The organism is Chryseobacterium piperi (genome assembly GCF_002285635.2).
Taxonomy (GTDB): Bacteria; Bacteroidota; Bacteroidia; order Flavobacteriales; family Weeksellaceae; genus Chryseobacterium; species Chryseobacterium piperi.
The window spans coordinates 2,680,079-2,698,362 of the sequence record NZ_CP023049.2; the positions used below are offsets into that span (position 1 = coordinate 2,680,079).

An 18,284-nucleotide genomic window follows, 5' to 3' on the forward strand; every position below is an offset into this window, starting at 1 on the left:
CAGGTTGCAGGTTGTAGGTAACAGGCAGCAGGAATATTGAGACCTACCGTCAGATCGAGTGAAATTTTCGCAGCGTAGCGAAGAATAATTTTGTATCGAGATCTGATTGTATTACCAAAGGACACCATTATCATACCATCATAATTATCAAAAAACTTATGAAATTTTTATATTCATTCATCATATCATTAAGCTCAGTTTTAAGCTTTTCACAAACCATACTCTACCAGCAGGAAAGTACGTCACGAACAGTACAAGACCCACAGGCAGTAGTATTGGCACAAGGATTCAAAGCTACAGCCAGTACTTCCAACCCATTTATAGCTAAGATTGGTACTGCCACAGAAAATCAGGGAGGGGGCCCTACAAATTCTAATGCAGGAGCAACTAACCCATCGGGAACAACAGCGCCGGATGGACAAAGCTTTCATGATACCCAAGGAAATATTGAGGTTTCCGAAGCAGGTCAATTACAATTTACCTTACCAATTGCCTTACCTCCGGGGATAAAAAGCGTGGCTCCTCAAATCAATCTTGTCTATGCCAGTGGAACAGGCAATGGTATTGCTGGATATGGATGGAACCTTTCTGGGATTACAGCCATTTCAAGAATAGGAAAAACGATTGAAAAAAATGGTGAAACAAAAGGAGTTCAATTAGATTACTCAGATTATTATAGTTTTAATGGACAACGACTTATTTTAAAATCAGGAGAATATGGCAAAGACGGAGCGGAGTATGTGACCGAGAAATATTCTAATGTAAAAATAAAGTCTGTAGGTATCGGACTGTTTTCAGGGCCAGCGCAATTCGAAGTTACTTTCGAAGACGGTTCACAGGCATGGTATGGAGCTACTGATGCGGGGCTAAATAATGCCAAAACTCCTATCGAATATAATATTGTAAAGTGGAAAGATGTACAAGGAAATTATATCACGTATAACTATTTACAATCAGGCCTTTCAAATGTTGCTGTGATTTCAAGTATCCAATGGGGAGGTAATGAAACACTTAATAAAGCGAATTTCAATGAGATTTTGTTTACTTATATTTCGAGAGATTTAGTCGAACAATCTTACGTTGCTGGTGCCGGGTTTATACAAAATAGTTTACTAAAGGAAATAAAAGTAAGTTCAAGTGGTAATCTATTCAAAAAGTATGTGATTGAATATGCTAATAATGATATAAAATATAAATTTGTTGAAAGGATAACAGAATATAACGCTAATAATGAAGCGGCTAATCCTATAGTTTTTAAAAATGAATCTAGTCCTGTTGGAACAAATATTATCAATTCGAACTCAAGATACGATGATATTTATGGAGATAATATAATTACAGGTGATTTCAATGGTGATGGTAAATTGGATTTCTTAAAAGGAAATACATTAATGCTTGGAAGACTGGATGGAAATAGTAATTTTATTAATGTTTCTTATGAAGGCAGTTTTTTATCTGTAATCAATACTCCTAAAAATAATGTTCTTCTAGATAGGCAATCATTTGCAACTTCTGTATATGATTATCAGAATAAAAAAATTATAATAAACTATTATGCGTTAAACTCGAGTAATATACTTGAAAAGTATAATTCTTTTGTATTAGATAATATCCCTCAAAGTATATTTGCTGAGGCACCATGTTATCCTGCTTATAATCAAAACATGTGTAATTCTGGTTTTTCAGTTGGAGTCTCAGCAAAAGAAGGCGATTTTAATGGAGATGGAGTTTCTGAATTGCTCCTTCTAGTATATGGTTCAACAAGCTGTGATTGCGAAGATTATTATGGATCTAATCAAACACGCACAAATACAAGTAGTGGAGAAGCTTATTTTTATGTTGATACAAAAACCAATTTCAACAAAAAATCTACATATGATCCTATATTATATACTGTAGGTGATTTTGACGGGGATGGAAAATCCGATTTGATAAACTTATCCGGTGGAAGCAACATATATTCATTTAATGAAACTTCAAAAGATTTTGAATTAAAAGTACAGTCTTCTGTCCAAATTAAATCTGAAGGAAGAAAATTTGGAGATTTTAACGGGGATGGGAAAATGGACATTTTAGCACCTGTAGGAGTTGGCTCTTCAGATTGGAAAATGTATATTTCAACAGGAAAGGGTTTCAAAGAGTTTTATTATTCTAATTTATATTTATATCAGCCTAGAACACAAGGAGCACTAACAAAAAGAAGAGTCACATTAAGGACATATTCTACATCTGATTTTAATAAAGACGGAAAAAGTGACTTAATGATCTTTGAATCACAAGTTTGGTTTAGAGAATGGGCTATCAACAATCCAGATTCAAGTTATGGTTTTAATTATTTAAGAAATGAAGGCGTTGATACAGCTGGAAAGCCTATTTTTTTAAATGTTTATAATATTGCACCAAAAGAGGCCACTGCATGGGGGGATCAAAATTCTGAAGACATCAATTATTCTAACTATGGAGAACATTATATTCCTTTATTCGGATCATTTCGTATAGCCCAACTCAATACAGAATTTGTTATTATTCATAAAACCAAACTCATCACTTGGGATCTTGGAAGTAAGATAGATAAAATTTCAAGGATAAATTCTATCACTCAAGGAGGCATAAAAACAGATATAGAATATTCCCCTTTAGTCAACGAAGGAAATATCTACAGATCTTACCTGGATGCAAACCCTCTAATGTACCCTTATGTCAATGTAAGGGAAAATTTGAATTATTATGTTGTTTCTAAATTGATTCAGGATCAAAGAAAGCAGGAGTTCAGATATAGGGATTTAGTGGCTCACCTTCATGGAAAAGGAACTATTGGATTCAGGCAAACAGCCAGATCTACCTTCTTTGCCAATGGTCTTGAAAATACGAAGATATGGACAGGATCGGAAATAAATCCTTTAAATGAAGGGCTTCCCTATAAAGACTGGTCGATCAGAACAAATGATGAAAATAAAGTATTTCCTGCAGATATTTCTTTAAATAATACGCAGTTATTATCATTTAAACAAAATGAATATAAAATTGATCGACTTTTAAATGGAAGTATTGTTTCTTCTACAGTAGCCAATACAAATAAATCAAAAATAGTCACCTCAATTAGCCCTGACACGACTACTTCTAAAGATTTTTTAAAAAACATAACAACTGTTCATAAAGTTGAGGCTTATGATAATCTGTATTTACCTAAAAAGTCTGTTACCAAAATTAATGATGGATTTGCAGTTTTAACCTCTGAATTAGAATACTATCCCCCTAATCTTACTCCAGGAACTAACTATAGTATTGGTAAGCCTAAGATCAAAACAGAAGTAATACAAGCATATGGCGATACTAAGTCATCTAAACAAGAGTATATCTATGAAAACAACCTGGTAAAAACTCAGATTACCTGGAACAGAAACAATTCCGGATCTATAACGGAAACTTATAATTATGATGGTTTTGGAAATATCACCAAAAAAGTAACCCGTAATAGTGTAGATGCTCAAACCCAAACTTCCGATGCTTTATATGACTCTAAAGGACGTTTTGTCGTAAAGAAAAAAAATAATCTGGGTCTTGAAACCAATATCATTTATAATGACTGGGGACAAATTGAAAAACAAACCGATCCGTTAGGTAATACATTAGATAATAAATATGATGAATGGGGTAAACTCTTAACCTCCAAAACCAACCTCAGCGGAACGACTTCTTACCAGTACGAAAGGGATAGTAATGCCAACCTTATTATAACTCAAAATGATCCGGATGGGAATATTTCTAAAAAATATACCAATAAACTTGGACAGGAATATAAAACCTCTACCAAAGCATTCGGACAGGGTCAATATATTTCTAAGCAAACCCAGTATGATGTACTCGGTAGAAAGATCAAAGAAAGTGAACCTTATTTTGAGGGACAAACTGCCAATCAATGGAATAGTATTGAGTATACGGATACCGTATTTCCTACTAAAATAACAGTCTCCTCATTCAACGGTCACAAAGCCGAAACTACAGTTTCAGGCCTGACAACCACTGTAAAAGAACTGAATGGTTATGCAAGAACTACTTCCAAGAGAACTGATGCTCTGGACAATGTAATTGCATCCACAGATAAAGGGGGAACGATTAACTTTTCCTATAATGCAGCGGGTGAACAAATCAAAGCCCAGTATGCTGAGAATAGTGTAACTACAAAATATGATGTATGGGGGAGAAAGTCAGAATTTAATGATCCGTCGAATGGAATCTATAAATACGAGTACGATGGTTTTGGGCAACCTAAAAAGATCATTAGCCCTAAAGGAACCAAAGAATATATTTATAATACTAAGGGACAACTTATCTCTCAAAGGGAACTATCCACTACGGATGCTGGAGAAGCCACCAACAAAACTATTTCTTTTTCTTATGATGATAAAGGAAGAGTCATTTCAAAATCAGGAACCTCAAAAGGACAAGCCTACAGTTCAAGTATCACTTATGATCCACAAGGAAGAGTTTTATCTTCATCTGAAAGCAGTAACGGAAAGTACTTTATCCAAAAAGGAATTACTTATGATGATAAAGCCAGGGTAACTACATACGAAAAGCAGTTGTATTCTTCAGGAACTTTAACTAAAGTACAGATAGAAAACCTGTACAGCAATTGGAGTGGAGAACTGTTCCAGGTGAAGGATAAAAATACAGGGAGAGTATTATGGCAGCTTCAGGAAACCAACGCTAAAGGACAGGTACTGAAAGCAAGATTGGGTACAGCCAATATTACCAATACCTATGCTCCTGATGGTTTCTTAACAAGTGTGAACCACTCTTCTACTGCCAAGCCAAGTATATTGCAGTTATCCTACTCTTTTGATGCCATTAAAAATGAGCTGAAAAGCAGAACTACCGGTGGTGATTTTAACATCATTGAGTCTTTTGATTATGATGATAACAACCGTCTGGTGAACTGGACCAATCCGGTTACAGGGGTCAAACCTAATGCTAACAGGAATGTATATGATGTGAAGGGAAGAATCCTGGAAAATGACCAGGTAGGAAGCATCAAGTTCCAAAACAACCAGAAAATCTACCAACCGACCAGTATGGTTCTTAATGCAACCGGAACACAGAATTACAATAATGACCTGATTCAAAGTATTGTCTACAATGAAAACAATGATCCAATATTCATTGATGGTGAAAAAGGAGATGTAGCGTTCCAGTACGGACTGACCAGTATGAGACAAAGGGTTTCTTATGGAGGAAATTTTGCAACTGATGGAGAAGGAAAGTTCACGAAGTTTTATAGTGAGGACGGAAGCTTTGAAGTAATTAAAGATAATATTACAGGAAGAGAGAAACACATCTTGTACATTGGTGGTAATCCATATGACAGCAATATTGTATATTTGAAAGACTATACCCAGAGTAGCGGTTCTTTTAGGTTTTTACATAAGGATTATATTGGAAGTGTATTAGCGATTAGTGATGAAGCAGGAAATAAACTGGAGCAAAGGCATTTTGATGCATGGGGGAATTTTACGCATTTAAAGATTGGAAATGCAGCTACTCTCACAGGAAATGCGCTCAACCAGCAACTTTCAGCCAATAATTTACTGATCGATAGGGGTTACACCAGTCATGAACATTTTGCTGAAGTAGGAATTATCCATATGAATGGCAGGTTGTATGATCCATTACTCAGAAGGTTCTTAAATGCTGATGAGAATATCCAGGATCCCACCAATACCCAGAATTATAATAAGTATGGATATGTAATGAATAATCCACTGATGTATAATGATCCGAGTGGGGAGCTGATCTGGTTTGTACCTTTAATTGCAGCTGCGGTTTCTGAGTTTTTTACAATGTATTATACTCAGACCCCTTTTGATCCGCTACGCTTAGCAGGAAATGCTGTAATTTCATACATAAGTGCAGGAATAACTGGAGTCATAGGGGGGGGTGTTTAAAATATCTCCGGGAGCAACAACCCTTGTTAAACTGGGAACCCTTGCAGCAAAAGCTGGGGCACACTCTTTCACCCAAGGTGTTGTTTCCACAGTACTGGGAGGAAATTTCTGGTCTGGAGTATTAAGTGCTGCATTTACTAGCGTATCTAATGATTTATTAGGGCTAGCCGGGGAAGGAAGTATATTAGCAAGCAATGGATTTGCATTATTTAGCGGAGCTGTGACTGGGGGTGTTGGTTCGGTACTCGGAGGAGGAAACTTCTGGATGGGGGCTGGACAAGGGCTAATTGTAACTGCTTTCAATTTCCTTGCTCATAAAGAAACTACTGTTGTTGAGGAAAATAATACCGATGGAGATTGTTCTACTTGTCCAAAAAATGCAAAAAATGGACAGTTCTATACAGAGGATTATACGATATTCGACAAAGAATTCTGGACTTGGGATAACATTAGTAATGGACGCAGATCTTATTCCTATTGGAATGATGAATGGAAGGAAATTAAACCTTTCGCAGGTACAGTTCCAATTGGTCCTGCAGGTTCATTTAATATATTAAAATTAAAGTCTTTGAAATCTGCATTATCATTATTCAAAGGAGGAAAATTAACTAATGCTGGACGCGCAGTAACAAAACATCCTGAATATTTTGGATTTGAATCTACAGAAGCTTTAATGAAAGTATTTAGAAGTCCAAGTGCTATAAATAATTTAGGAGCAACTACGGTAAAAAATATTTTACGTAATGGTGTTAGAACTACTGGGTCAGGAGGAAGGTATCCTCAAGGTTGGGTTACTTATACTTTACCAAATGGAAATGCCGCAAGTTGGACTGTAGACGGTATATTTATTGGATTTAGGGGATTAAAATAAATTAAATATGAAAAAGAATATTAGAATAGAAGAAGTCGGAGATATTAATTCAGACTATCCTTATTTAGAAGTCTTTTTAGAAGGAGATACATCACCTTTTTTAGAAATAGCAATTAATAATAAAGAATTATTATTTAAAATTTACACTCTTAAACAAAATATTCTATTAAGTTATGAAGAATGGGAATATATTCAAAAAGTCGCTAATGATTTTTTGCCACGAGCTTTAAAGGATGAGGATGATTACCTTAAGTGGTAATATCTCATTTATGATGATTTCAGATCTTAAAGCTATACCCGGTATTCCCCAGCTACCGCACGAATCTTTTCGTGTGGTGAGAAAATAATAAGCAAAACGGTTGCATACTGCAGCCGTTTTGTTATTTAAAAGACTTCCAATAGAACTACAGATTCGTGCAATAGATGTTCTTTATAGACAGCTAAATTCCTCTCAAAAGAATATTTTTAATATTCTGTTTAAATATATTAACCCAGCTACCGCACGAATCCTTTCGTGTGGTGAGAATAATAAGCAAAACAATTGTAGTCTGCTACAGTTTTTTAAGACCCCAAGCTGGTGCGAGCATCTTGCTCGTACCGTTCTTGAGAATGCACCCCATTTCTCAAGGAACTTTACCTACTCTCCAAAGTTTATAATGAAAACAATGATCCAATCCAATATTCATTGATGGTGAAAAAGGAGATGTAGCGTTTCAGTATGGATTGACCAGCATGAGACAAAGGGTTTCTTATGGAGGAAATTTTGCTGCTAGTGGGGAAGGAAAGTTCACGAAGTTTTATAGTGAAGATGGAAGCTTTGAAGTAATTAAGGATAATACCACAGGGAGAGAAAAACATATCTTGTATATTGGTGGTAATCCATATGACAGCAATATTGTATATTTGAAAGACTATACCCAGAGCAGTGGTTCTTTTAGGTTTTTACATAAAGATTATATAGGAAGTATCTTAGCCATTAGTGATGAAGCAGGAAATAAACTGGAGCAAAGGCATTTTGATGCATGGGGGAATTTTACGCATTTAAAGATTGGAAATGCGGCTACCCTCACCGGAAATGCTCTCAACCAGCAACTCTTAACTATGAGCCTAGTAATAGATAGGGGCTACACCAGTCATGAACATTTTGCAGAAGTCGGGATTATTCATATGAATGGAAGGTTATATGATCCACTTTTAAGAAGATTCTTAAACGCAGATGAGAATATCCAGGATCCTTCCAATACCCAGAATTATAATAAGTATGGGTATGTATTGAATAATCCACTCATGTATAATGATCCGAGTGGGGAGTTTGCTTTTTCAGTTTTTGTAGCATTATTATCTAAAGCCGTATTCTCTGCTACAATAATAAAAGCCTTTACCTATACAACAACTTCTTTGATTAATAAGAATTTTAGTGTCAACGGCTTTTTCAGGTCTGTTTCATATTCTGCAGCATGGTCGATACCAAGCTTTATTCTTACTTTTGGAATAGGAGAACTTTTACAGATTTCCAGCATTGTAAGTGCTTTGGGGCCTGACGGAGTGAGCATAGCCAGAGCAGGACTACATGCAGTAAGCATGGGAACGTTATCTACTTTTAATGGGGGCAATTTTTTCAATAACGCATTAAGTTCTGTTTTTGCCAGCCTTACAGGAGATCTTTTAAAAGGAACAGGAGGTTTCTTAGGAAGTGATTTAGGGCAGATGTTAAGCGGCATAACAACAGGAGGTGTAGGAAGTGTATTAGGGGGTGGCAATTTTTGGGAAGGGGCAATGAATGGATTTTTTATTATAGCTTTTAATCACTTGGCTCACTCAGAAGACATGCAACCTGATAATGGCTACGATAAAAATGGCAAGAAAATAAATGATAATGGAGGAGATACGACGGATTATCTATATGATGATCAAGGTAAAGTAATAGGATCAACAAGTGTAAAAATAAGTAACTTCCAGGGTGGAGAAGTAAGCTCCAATATGGAAGGTTACGGATACAGGATGAGAACTAGTGGAACCGGGGGAGCTTTATATGATCCGAGTTTTGACATGTTTACCGAATATTATCTTCCAGGCAAAATTGTTGGTAGAATTTGGTCAGGAGCAAAATTCATTTTTAGCACAAAGGTAGGAGGACAGTTTAGTCTGGGATGGCTTGACAAGCCTACTAAATTTATGATTAGATTTGAAAAACATAGCTTACCCAAAATAGGAGGAGGAAGAGGATATCCTATACATTTTAATATTGAAAAGATGGGTAAATTCAATAAACACATTTTTCCAAATCCTAAAGATTGGGGAAAATATAAAGTTCGTTAATTATGAAAGTTATACTATTACATATAATCGAATATCTTAATAAGAGAAATTACATATTTGATAAAACATCAATTGTTAACAATTCAAATATATACATAGAAAAGGAAATAGATGGAAAATTACTTTCTATAGATTTAAGGAAAGATTTGATAAAAATACAATTTAATCTTATTGAGAACTATTTTTTTGAAGATATTGAAGAAATTTTCACTAGTTTTTTTGAAGGAAAATATGTTATAAAATATTATTACTCTAAAGAGAAAATAATTTTTTCTAAATTAAAGTGGTTAAAAAAATCGAGCATATTGCAACAAAATAATATAAAAACAAAATATAAACTGTTTGATTGCTCATCTGTCAATAAAATAGAAAAAGATATTGGCATAGACTGGATGCAAAAAGATAATTCGATCTCTTAAATTCCCCCAGCTACCGTACGAATCCTTTCGTATGGTGAGAATAATAAGCAAAACGGTTGCAGACTGCAGCCGTTTTGTTATTTAAAAGACTTCCAATAGAACTACAGATTCGTGCAATAGATGTTCTTTATAGACAGCTAAATTCCTCTCAAAAGAATATTTTTAATATTCTTTTTAAATATATTAACCCAATGTTTTCTAAAAAAATTGTTAAATGAAAAACATAATATACTTGATTTTATTATGGAGCTGTAATCAGAATAATAAGGTTACCTCAATTTCATATGAAATTGAGGTAACTAAAAAACAATCTATTGAAATAAAAATATCAAACAATACAGACAAAAATTATTTTTTTACTCATCCTAAATTATTTTTTATAAAAACAAACAATAGAAGTAAGAACATATTAACGGAAGATATAATTACTGAGGCTAAATATAATTATGATGATTTTATATTTTTAGGAACCAAAAAATCCAATTCATTTATAACCGTCCATAATACCTTCCATAATTGTAATTCAATCTTTTTTCTATTAAAAAAAGGAGAAAATATAAAATTAAAGTACAACATTAAAAACAGTGAAGATTTATCATTTGGAAGATACTCTGTTATTATAAATGATTTAAATTGCAATACAGATCTGATAAAAAAGAAAATTCCAGCAGATTTTATCTACTACAAAGATTCATTATCAATTCCTCACGAAATAAATATTAAATAACAAGACTTTAGGCTTTTCTATTCTAGCAAGACTTAAAAAGTCGAGCTTTTTTAAAATACTTTGTTGATGTAAAACAATAATAACACAGAATTTACTCACCAAAGAAATTTTCTAGAAAAAGCCCCAGCTACCGCATGAATCCTTTCGTGCGATGAGAATAATAATATAAACCGAGGATTATGTGTAAATTACACCTATGAAAAGGCATCATGCTTCTTTTTAAATAGAACCATACGAAAGGATTCGTGCGGTAGAAAGAGGCTCGCGCTTTACACACATTATGGTATGGTTTTAATCTATATCCTTCTAATCAGATATTGGCTATGCCTATTTATAGTATTGAATATAAAAATAGATATAAATGGTTAAAAAAATAAAAATTTTCAAAAGTTTTCTATTGATTATAATAATTCTCGTAAGCTGTGTTTCCAATGAGACAAAGTTTCAGATAACTATCTCATCATTGCAAGAGGCAGATAAACCTTACCCTATAATTATTTTAACAAATAAGAGGAAAAATGACGAACCGAAATTTCCCGAACATTATTACCAGATACATCAAAGAGATTTAAAAAAAATTGAAAAAAAATGTTCAGTTAAAAGAAAATTGGGAGAACAAAAATTATTATTAATTGAAATAAATAAGAATAACAAAAAAGAAAAATATTTTTTTAATAAGAAAGAAAGTATTGACATTCTTAAAGATATCCAAAAGTTTACTTCTGGTTATGATAATGAAAGCCTAACAGAAGATCTTTTATACCTTCAAAAAGTGACTGAAAATTTATCTTCTCTATCATCCTCGAACAATGAATAATATGAAGTACTTATTAATTATTTTATTACTTCTTCTTTCAAATAAAGAAATTAACGAGGTAAACACTATCACAGATATTGCAATTTATTATGAAGGAGATATGGATAAACCATTTCCTAAAATAATTTTTTGTAAAAGTTGTAATGATAATATTGATTTTAGAATTTATCAATTTAAAATGGATGATGATTTTTTTAAAACCGTAAATATTTTTTTATTATCAAGCAAACATACTGAAAAGAAAGAGGGGAATACTGTCTTATCAGTAACTATCAATAATAATGGTAAACGGTTTTTAAAGAAAAATGATGCAAGTTCACTTATAAAGATTATAGAACCATTTGTGTATTCTAAAAACAGCAAATTATTAAATAGTCAACTTAATAAGTATGATAAAATACTCAATTAATAAAATAATTTTGAACTCCCCAGCTACCACACAAATCCTTTCGTGTGATGAGAATAATAAGCAAAACGGTCGCAGACTGCAGCCGTTTTATTATTTAAAAGACTTCGAAGTATTAATGATAACCATTATACTTTAAATTTCAAATATATTTTGTCAGTCTTACAGTTGTAGGCTGGCTTGATATTTTTACAAGAAACATCAAAGACTTCTAAGGAACTATACGAAAGGATTTGCGCGGTAACGAAGGGGGATTAAAACTTTTAGATTGGGCGGCAAGTAGAATTTCACCTTTTTTAATGACACCAATAATGCAAATAAATCAATAATCTACTTATCAAAAGAAGAACATAGTTATGGGACTAGCAAGAGTTATTCAAGAATTTAGTAAAGAAGAAGAAGAAGAAGTTCTTCATAAAGAATATGAATTAGAAATTACATCAACACAGCTACTAGAAGAACTAGGCAATTTAATTCTTAACGAAGATGATTATAAAGATGAAATTTATGATCAATATAGTTTAACACAGCTACAAGTTCAAAAACTAAAACCTTTTTTAAAGGAATTACTAAAGGAAGATTTTGAAAAATATACGTACGAGCTAGGTTGTTATGAAGAAGAATAAAGTTTAACAATGTATTTCCCATATCGTCTCAGAGAGTGTCATGTTGTACAAATTTTATGACTCTGTGCTGAGGAATATTAGACTATGGTAATTTTATAGTAAAAATTAATAGAACAATAGGCCAGCGACAAGCAGTCTTTTTTGAAGACGTTAGATCCTGTATACTATATCCAAACTGAAAAAGGATTTATCAAAAACCTAAAAATCAAAAAGATATTGTACAACAATTTCCTTCTTAATCAATCATAAAAAAAGCTTTGTAAACCTACAAAGCTTTTTTTATTTTTAGAACAGCTCACCTGCCACTTTCTTTATATTATCACTTTTTCCCATTGAATAGAAATGTAAAACAGGAACTCCGAAATCAAGCAATTCTCTGCATTGATTAATCGCCCACTCTATTCCTATCTGTCTCACCACCTCATTGTTTTTAGCACTTTCAACTTCATTAATCAATTCTTCAGGTAAATCAATTTTAAATACTTGTGGTAAAAGCTTTAAATGTTTCTTCGTAGCAATAGGTTTAATCCCGGGAATGATAGGTATGGTGATTCCCATCTCTCTTGCCTTTTGAACAAATTCAATAAATTTTTTATTATCGAAAAACATCTGGGTTACAATATAATCTGCTCCGGCATCTACTTTCTGTTTCAGCCATTTTAAATCGTAATTCATGGAAGGGGCTTCTATATGTTTCTCCGGATATCCGGCTACTCCAATGCAGAATTTGTTGAGTTCATCACAAATCTGATCTTCATTATGAAGATATTTTCCACGTCCGAGATCGTTGATTTGATGCACCAGATCCATCGCACTTTCATGTCCTCCGGGAGTTGCCTCAAAATATTGATGCCCTTTCATAGCATCTCCACGAAGTGCCATAATATTTTCAATTCCCAAATACATACAATCTACAAGAAGGTATTCAGTCTCTTCTTTTGTAAAGCCTCCACAAAGCAAATGGGGTACTGTATCTACATTATATTTATGCTGAATCGCGGCACATATCCCAAGCGTTCCGGGACGCATTCTCGTGATTCTGCGTTCCATTAAACCATTTCCTTTATCCAGATAGATATACTCTTCCCGTGAGGTGGTTACGTCAATAAAAGGTGGTTTAAATTCCATTAAGGGATCTATATTCTTATACAGGTCTTCAATTCCGATCCCTTTTTGTGGCGGAACAACCTCTAAAGAGAATAAAGTTTTTCCATTTGCCTTTCTGATATGTTCTGTAATCTTCATGTTTATTAATCTGCTAAATTAGGTGATAGCCATTTCCTGGCTTCCTGGATGCTACAACCTCTTCTTCCGGCATAGTCTTTCAATTGATCTTCTGTTATTTTTCCCAGCCCGAAATATTTTGCATGTGGACTTCCAAAATAATATCCTGATACGGATGCTGTTGGAAACATGGCTAAACTTTCTGTAAGATAAACTCCAATATTTTCTTCCACTTTTAAAAGATCCCAGATCGTTTTCTTTTCTAAATGATCTGGGCAGGCCGGATATCCTGGCGCTGGACGTACTCCTTTATATTTTTCTGCAATGAGGTCTTCGTTGGTCAAGTCTTCCTGCTTGGCATATCCCCAATATTCCGTTCTTACTTTTTTATGCAAAAATTCGGCGTAAGCTTCTGCAAATCTGTCTGCAAGTGCTTTTACCATAATGGCATTATAATCATCATTGGCTTTTTCATATTCTTCTGCTAGTTCATCAGTTCCAAAACCTGTCGTAACACAGAAAGCCCCCATATAATCTGTTTTACCGGATTTTTGAGGAGCAATAAAATCACTCAATGCCAGGTATTCCTTTCCTTTGGATTTCTGAAGCTGTTGTCTTAAGGTCAAAAACTTAGCTTGTTCCTGGTTGTTCTCATCAAGGATGATAATATCATCACTTTCATTAGCATTAGCTTTAAAAACACCAAAAATAGCTTTGGCTGTCAATAGCTTTTCATCAAGAATTTTTTTCAAAATCACCTGGGCATCTTTAAAAAGCTCTTTGGCTTGTACGCCTACTACCTCATCTTCAAGAATGTTTGGGTACTTTCCATGGAGATCCCAGCTTCTGAAAAAAGGAGACCAATCGATAAAAGGTACCAGTTCATATAAATCCTGATCCTGAAAAACCTGTACTCCGATGTTGTTCGGAGTAAAAATCTCTTCGTTCTCCCAATCTATTTTAAAATGGTTTTTTCGGGCCTCTTCAATAGAAACATATTCTTTATCTACCTGTCTGTTCAGGAATTTTTCACGGAAATCAGAATATTCGCTTTTTAGGTCGTCTACGTATTCTTTATTACGATCTCCAAGCAAAGAACTTACTACATTTACAGCTCGGGAAGCATCATTAACGTGAACGACAGCATTTTTGTATTTTAAATCTATTTTCACAGCAGTATGGGCTTTAGATGTCGTTGCTCCTCCTATCAATAGAGGAAAGTCCAGGTTTTGTCTTTCAAGTTCTGCAGCGATATAAACCATTTCGTCCAGACTCGGCGTAATCAAGCCACTTAATCCGATAACATCCACTTTTTGTTCAATAGCTGTCTGAATAATTTTTTCAGCCGGAACCATTACCCCCAGATCTACAATTTCATAATTATTACAACCCAGTACAACACTCACAATATTTTTACCAATATCATGAACATCCCCTTTAACTGTGGCCATAAGTATTTTACCATTCGCCGGCCTGGATCCGTCTTTTTCAGCTTCGATATAAGGCTGTAAATAGGCAACGGCTTTTTTCATAACCCTTGCAGATTTTACTACTTGCGGAAGAAACATCTTTCCGCTTCCAAATAAATCTCCTACCACTCCCATCCCCGTCATCAAATTGATTTCAATAACGTGCAATGGCTTCGCCGCTTCTTTTCGTGCTTCTTCAACATCTTCTTCAATAAAACGGTCAATTCCTTTTACTAAAGCATGAGTGATTCTTTCCTGTAAAGTTTTTTTTCTCCACTCTAAATCTTCAACTTTTTCCTTTTTTACAGATCTATGTTTTTCAGAATAATCGAGAAGTCGCTCTGTTGCATCTTCTCTCTTATCAAGAATAACATTTTCTACAAGCTCTAACAGCTCTTTATTAATCTCATCATATACCTCCAACATAGCAGGGTTTACAATCCCCATATTCATTCCGGCCTGGATTGCGTGATATAAGAAAACAGAGTGCATCGCTTCCCTCACTGTATCATTTCCACGGAAAGAAAAAGAAACATTACTGACTCCGCCACTCACAGAGGCATAAGGTAAATTCTGTCTCACCCACCTGGTAGCATCAATAAAGTCCAGAGCATTTCTTCTATGCTCATCCATTCCCGTAGCTACCGGAAAAATATTTAAATCGAAAATAATATCTTCAGCCGGGAACTGGAGCTGGTTGACAAGGATATCATAAGATCTTTTTGAAATTTCTATTCTTCGATCTAATGTATCCGCTTGTCCCAACTCATCAAAAGCCATCACAATAACGGCAGCACCATATCTCTTAATCGCTTTGGCTTGTTTTATAAATTCTTCTTCCCCACCTTTTAAACTGATGGAATTTACAACACACTTTCCTTGTGCAACCTGAAGTCCGGCTTCAAGAATTTCCCATTTGGAAGAGTCTACCATAATTGGAATTCTTGCAATATCGGGCTCAGAAGCGATCAGGTTAAGAAATTTAATCATGGAAGCCTTTCCATCGATTAACCCATCATCAAAATTAACATCAAGAATCTGTGCACCACCTTCAACCTGATGACGTGCAATATCCAATGCTTCAGAGAATTTCTCCTCTTTAATTAATCTTAAAAATTTTTTAGACCCCGCAACATTAGTTCTTTCACCAACGTTGATGAAATTACTCTCCGGTGTTATGATAAGAGGCTCAAGGCCTGACAATCTTAAATATTTCATCAATTTTTTATTCTTCTAAAATGTAATATGCATTATTTGCATTCTGCCTCAGCAAGTCCACATGCTTGCCCAAGGCTGTAAAAATTGGAAATCTTTTATATGCTAACCCATGTTCTTTCGCAAACTCTTCTATTTCCTCCGTAATCTCATTATAGTACATATAACTGTAATTGGGGAATAGATGATGCGCTACATGAAAATTGAAATTTCCCAGTACATTTCTGATCAGCCAATTGTTATTGGACAAATCATTGGTGACTTCCAATTGGTGTCTGATCCAACTGAATGGAAGCCCATTTTCCTTATCTAATTTAGGGAAGGCATTATCCGGAAGCGGATGTAATGGTAATAAAACAAATAATGCAAAAATACTTGCAGTGATTATCTGCAAAAACCACGCTCCCAACGCCAGGCCTATCGATACTTTAAAAAACAGAACAGGAACGACAATCTGGTAAAAGAAATAAAACAGTTTATAAGCCACCATTTTCACTTTTTCAACTACCGGAATGGCACCCTGGGTTTTTAAAATCACCCTATTATTATCAAAAAAATCCCTGAAATCTCTGATAAACATCCAATTAAATAAGTATAACGGATATACCAAAAAGAAAAACAAATGCTGGTATTTTTGAATCCCTTTTGCTTTAATCCATGGAATAATCAGCAACAATCCACTCTGTTCAATATCCGTATCCCATCCGTCTACATTAGGGTATGCGTGATGGCTTGCAATATGTCTTTTTTTCCAGATATAAGAATTAGCTCCCACAAAATCAAAAATTTGCAGAACCATCCCATTTAGTTTTTTATTTTTGAATATGTTATTATGTGCCGCTTCGTGAATTAAATTCAGATAAATCAAAACTAAAGTGATTCCCATTAGAATGAAACTTAAAATGTAAATCCATGATTTTTCAGAATTAATTAAGGCAAAAGCGTAAAGCCCAATGTAAACAAGGGGCAATAAAACAGCTTTAATCTGAACATAAATATCTCTGTTCTCAGAAATATTTTCAACTCGTTGGTTCACCTTTTTTCTCAATTCGTTAAAAAGCTTTGTATCTTCTGTACTCTTTAAATAACTAGGCTTTTCCATATGATCAATTTTAGTTTAACTTAAAATTAACAATACCGGCCCATTTTTTTATAACTGATTCAATAAAAAAAATCTATTAAATCATACAAATTCTCTCAATTTTCTTGGCTCATACTTGTCTACCAGATCAGCGATGGCATTGATATGATCAGGGGTTGTTCCGCAACATCCACCAATAATATTGATCAATCCTTTTTCTACATATTCCCTTATTTGTTCCGCCATAAATTCAGGAGTTTCATCGTATTTACCAAACGCATTCGGTAATCCTGCATTCGGATAAGCTGAAACATAAAAATTCGAATTATGAGCAAGCGTTTCCAAATACGGCGTCAATTGATTAGCTCCTAAAGCGCAATTGAAACCTACGCTCAATAAGTTCAGGTGTGAAACTGAAATTAAAAAAGCTTCTGCGGTTTGTCCGCTTAACGTTCTTCCTGAGGCATCCGTAATCGTTCCTGACACCATTATTGGTATTTTAATTCCTCTCTCATCCTGAATTTCATCAATCGCAAATAAAGCAGCTTTTGCGTTCAAGGTATCGAAGATAGTTTCCACCAGCAAAATATCTGAACCTCCATCTAAAAGAGCCTCCGATTGTTGCTTATAAGCAATTCTTAACTCATCAAAAGTAATCGCACGGTATCCCGGATCATTAACATCCGGACTCAGGCTGGCTGTTCTGTTCGTAGGACCAATAGATCCTGCTACAAACCTTGGTTTATCAGGATTTTTTGCTGTGAATTCATCACATGCTTTTCTCGCAATTCTTGCAGATTCATAGTTCAGCTCATAGACCAAATCCTCCATATGGTAATCTGCCATAGCTATTGTCGTCCCGGAAAATGTATTCGTTTCAATAATATCCGCCCCTGCTTCAAGGTATTTTTTATGAACTTCTTCAATAGCCTGTGGCTGGGTCAGGGAAAGTAAATCATTATTTCCTTTTACCAAATGAGGATAATCTTTGAAACGTTCACCACGGTAATCCTCTTCTTCAAACTTATATCGCTGAAGCATTGTTCCCATTGCTCCGTCAAGAACTAAAATTCTTTTCTGAAGTGCTTTATGTAATTGTTCTAAACTTTTCATTTTATAGGTTTTGGCTAAAGCCCTTATAATTATTTTTGATAAAATGGGCTAA

General features: G+C 34.4%; 13 protein-coding genes. 9 read left to right on the forward strand and 4 right to left on the reverse strand.

Annotated elements, in window-relative coordinates:
• Window positions 1–158: 158 nt before the first annotated feature.
• From CJF12_RS11695 to CJF12_RS11735, 9 genes are all read left to right on the forward strand, one after another.
• On the forward strand, window positions 159–5,945 hold the full coding sequence (locus CJF12_RS11695; protein WP_051887320.1) for an FG-GAP-like repeat-containing protein: 5,787 nt from the start codon (window positions 159–161) through the stop codon (window positions 5,943–5,945).
• Complete coding sequence (locus tag CJF12_RS11700; protein ID WP_034685578.1) at window positions 5,938–6,816, forward strand: hypothetical protein; 879 nt, start codon at window positions 5,938–5,940, stop codon at window positions 6,814–6,816. The genes CJF12_RS11695 and CJF12_RS11700 overlap by 8 nt, the downstream gene beginning before the upstream one ends.
• A 7-nt stretch (window positions 6,817–6,823) precedes the next feature.
• The gene (locus tag CJF12_RS11705) at window positions 6,824–7,075 is read left to right on the forward strand and encodes a hypothetical protein (RefSeq protein WP_034685576.1); all 252 of its coding nucleotides are present in this window, start codon (window positions 6,824–6,826) and stop codon (window positions 7,073–7,075) included.
• A 473-nt stretch (window positions 7,076–7,548) separates the two neighbouring features.
• Complete coding sequence (locus CJF12_RS11710; RefSeq protein ID WP_034685574.1) at window positions 7,549–9,135, forward strand: RHS repeat domain-containing protein; 1,587 nt, start codon at window positions 7,549–7,551, stop codon at window positions 9,133–9,135.
• A 2-nt stretch (window positions 9,136–9,137) separates the two neighbouring features.
• Window positions 9,138–9,554, forward strand: a complete 417-nt coding sequence (locus CJF12_RS11715; RefSeq protein ID WP_034685572.1) for a hypothetical protein — start codon at window positions 9,138–9,140, stop codon at window positions 9,552–9,554.
• 214 nt (window positions 9,555–9,768) lie between these two features.
• A complete protein-coding gene (locus CJF12_RS11720; RefSeq protein WP_034685571.1) occupies window positions 9,769–10,281 on the forward strand; it encodes a hypothetical protein in 513 nt (170 codons plus the stop codon).
• A gap of 361 nt (window positions 10,282–10,642) precedes the next feature.
• Window positions 10,643–11,098, forward strand: a complete 456-nt coding sequence (locus CJF12_RS11725) for a hypothetical protein (protein ID WP_034685569.1) — start codon at window positions 10,643–10,645, stop codon at window positions 11,096–11,098.
• A gap of 1 nt (window position 11,099) precedes the next feature.
• Complete coding sequence (locus CJF12_RS11730) at window positions 11,100–11,507, forward strand: hypothetical protein (protein ID WP_131329550.1); 408 nt, start codon at window positions 11,100–11,102, stop codon at window positions 11,505–11,507.
• Window positions 11,508–11,860: 353 nt separating this feature from the next.
• Window positions 11,861–12,130: a DUF7683 domain-containing protein gene (locus CJF12_RS11735; RefSeq protein WP_034685566.1), complete on the forward strand. Its 270-nt coding sequence runs from the start codon at window positions 11,861–11,863 to the stop codon at window positions 12,128–12,130.
• 285 nt (window positions 12,131–12,415) lie between these two features.
• On the opposite strand, the gene metF is transcribed toward CJF12_RS11735, so the two are convergent.
• The 4 genes from metF to CJF12_RS11755 all read right to left on the reverse strand — a co-directional run bounded on the left by metF (window position 12,416) and on the right by CJF12_RS11755 (window position 18,232).
• Entirely contained in the window at window positions 12,416–13,375 is a 960-nt protein-coding gene (gene metF, locus CJF12_RS11740) for a methylenetetrahydrofolate reductase [NAD(P)H] (protein WP_034685565.1), read from the reverse strand.
• A 5-nt stretch (window positions 13,376–13,380) separates the two neighbouring features.
• Window positions 13,381–16,041 carry a methionine synthase gene (metH, locus tag CJF12_RS11745; protein WP_051887319.1) on the reverse strand — a complete coding sequence of 887 codons (2,661 nt, stop codon included), beginning with the start codon at window positions 16,039–16,041 and terminating at the stop codon, window positions 13,381–13,383.
• Window positions 16,042–16,048: 7 nt separating this feature from the next.
• On the reverse strand, window positions 16,049–17,140 hold the full coding sequence (locus tag CJF12_RS11750) for a fatty acid desaturase family protein (protein WP_034685564.1): 1,092 nt from the start codon (window positions 17,138–17,140) through the stop codon (window positions 16,049–16,051).
• Between the two features lie 81 nt (window positions 17,141–17,221).
• Complete coding sequence (locus CJF12_RS11755; RefSeq protein WP_034685563.1) at window positions 17,222–18,232, reverse strand: homocysteine S-methyltransferase family protein; 1,011 nt, start codon at window positions 18,230–18,232, stop codon at window positions 17,222–17,224.
• Between the last annotated feature and the right edge of the window lie 52 nt (window positions 18,233–18,284).

What these genes read in the sequence shown, in the direction of transcription:
- CJF12_RS11695 (WP_051887320.1), top strand. Translation starts at nt 159, where the DNA reads ATGAAATTTTTATATTCATTCATCATATCATTAAGCTCAGTTTTAAGC.
- CJF12_RS11705 (WP_034685576.1), top strand. Translation starts at nt 6,824, where the DNA reads ATGAAAAAGAATATTAGAATAGAAGAAGTCGGAGATATTAATTCAGAC.
- CJF12_RS11710 (WP_034685574.1), top strand. Translation starts at nt 7,549, where the DNA reads ATGAGACAAAGGGTTTCTTATGGAGGAAATTTTGCTGCTAGTGGGGAA.
- CJF12_RS11715 (WP_034685572.1), top strand. Translation starts at nt 9,138, where the DNA reads ATGAAAGTTATACTATTACATATAATCGAATATCTTAATAAGAGAAAT.
- CJF12_RS11720 (WP_034685571.1), top strand. Translation starts at nt 9,769, where the DNA reads ATGAAAAACATAATATACTTGATTTTATTATGGAGCTGTAATCAGAAT.
- CJF12_RS11725 (WP_034685569.1), top strand. Translation starts at nt 10,643, where the DNA reads ATGGTTAAAAAAATAAAAATTTTCAAAAGTTTTCTATTGATTATAATA.
- CJF12_RS11730 (WP_131329550.1), top strand. Translation starts at nt 11,100, where the DNA reads ATGAAGTACTTATTAATTATTTTATTACTTCTTCTTTCAAATAAAGAA.
- CJF12_RS11735 (WP_034685566.1), top strand. Translation starts at nt 11,861, where the DNA reads ATGGGACTAGCAAGAGTTATTCAAGAATTTAGTAAAGAAGAAGAAGAA.
- metF (WP_034685565.1), bottom strand. Translation starts at nt 13,375, where the DNA reads ATGAAGATTACAGAACATATCAGAAAGGCAAATGGAAAAACTTTATTC.
- metH (WP_051887319.1), bottom strand. Translation starts at nt 16,041, where the DNA reads ATGAAATATTTAAGATTGTCAGGCCTTGAGCCTCTTATCATAACACCG.
- CJF12_RS11750 (WP_034685564.1), bottom strand. Translation starts at nt 17,140, where the DNA reads ATGGAAAAGCCTAGTTATTTAAAGAGTACAGAAGATACAAAGCTTTTT.
- CJF12_RS11755 (WP_034685563.1), bottom strand. Translation starts at nt 18,232, where the DNA reads ATGAAAAGTTTAGAACAATTACATAAAGCACTTCAGAAAAGAATTTTA.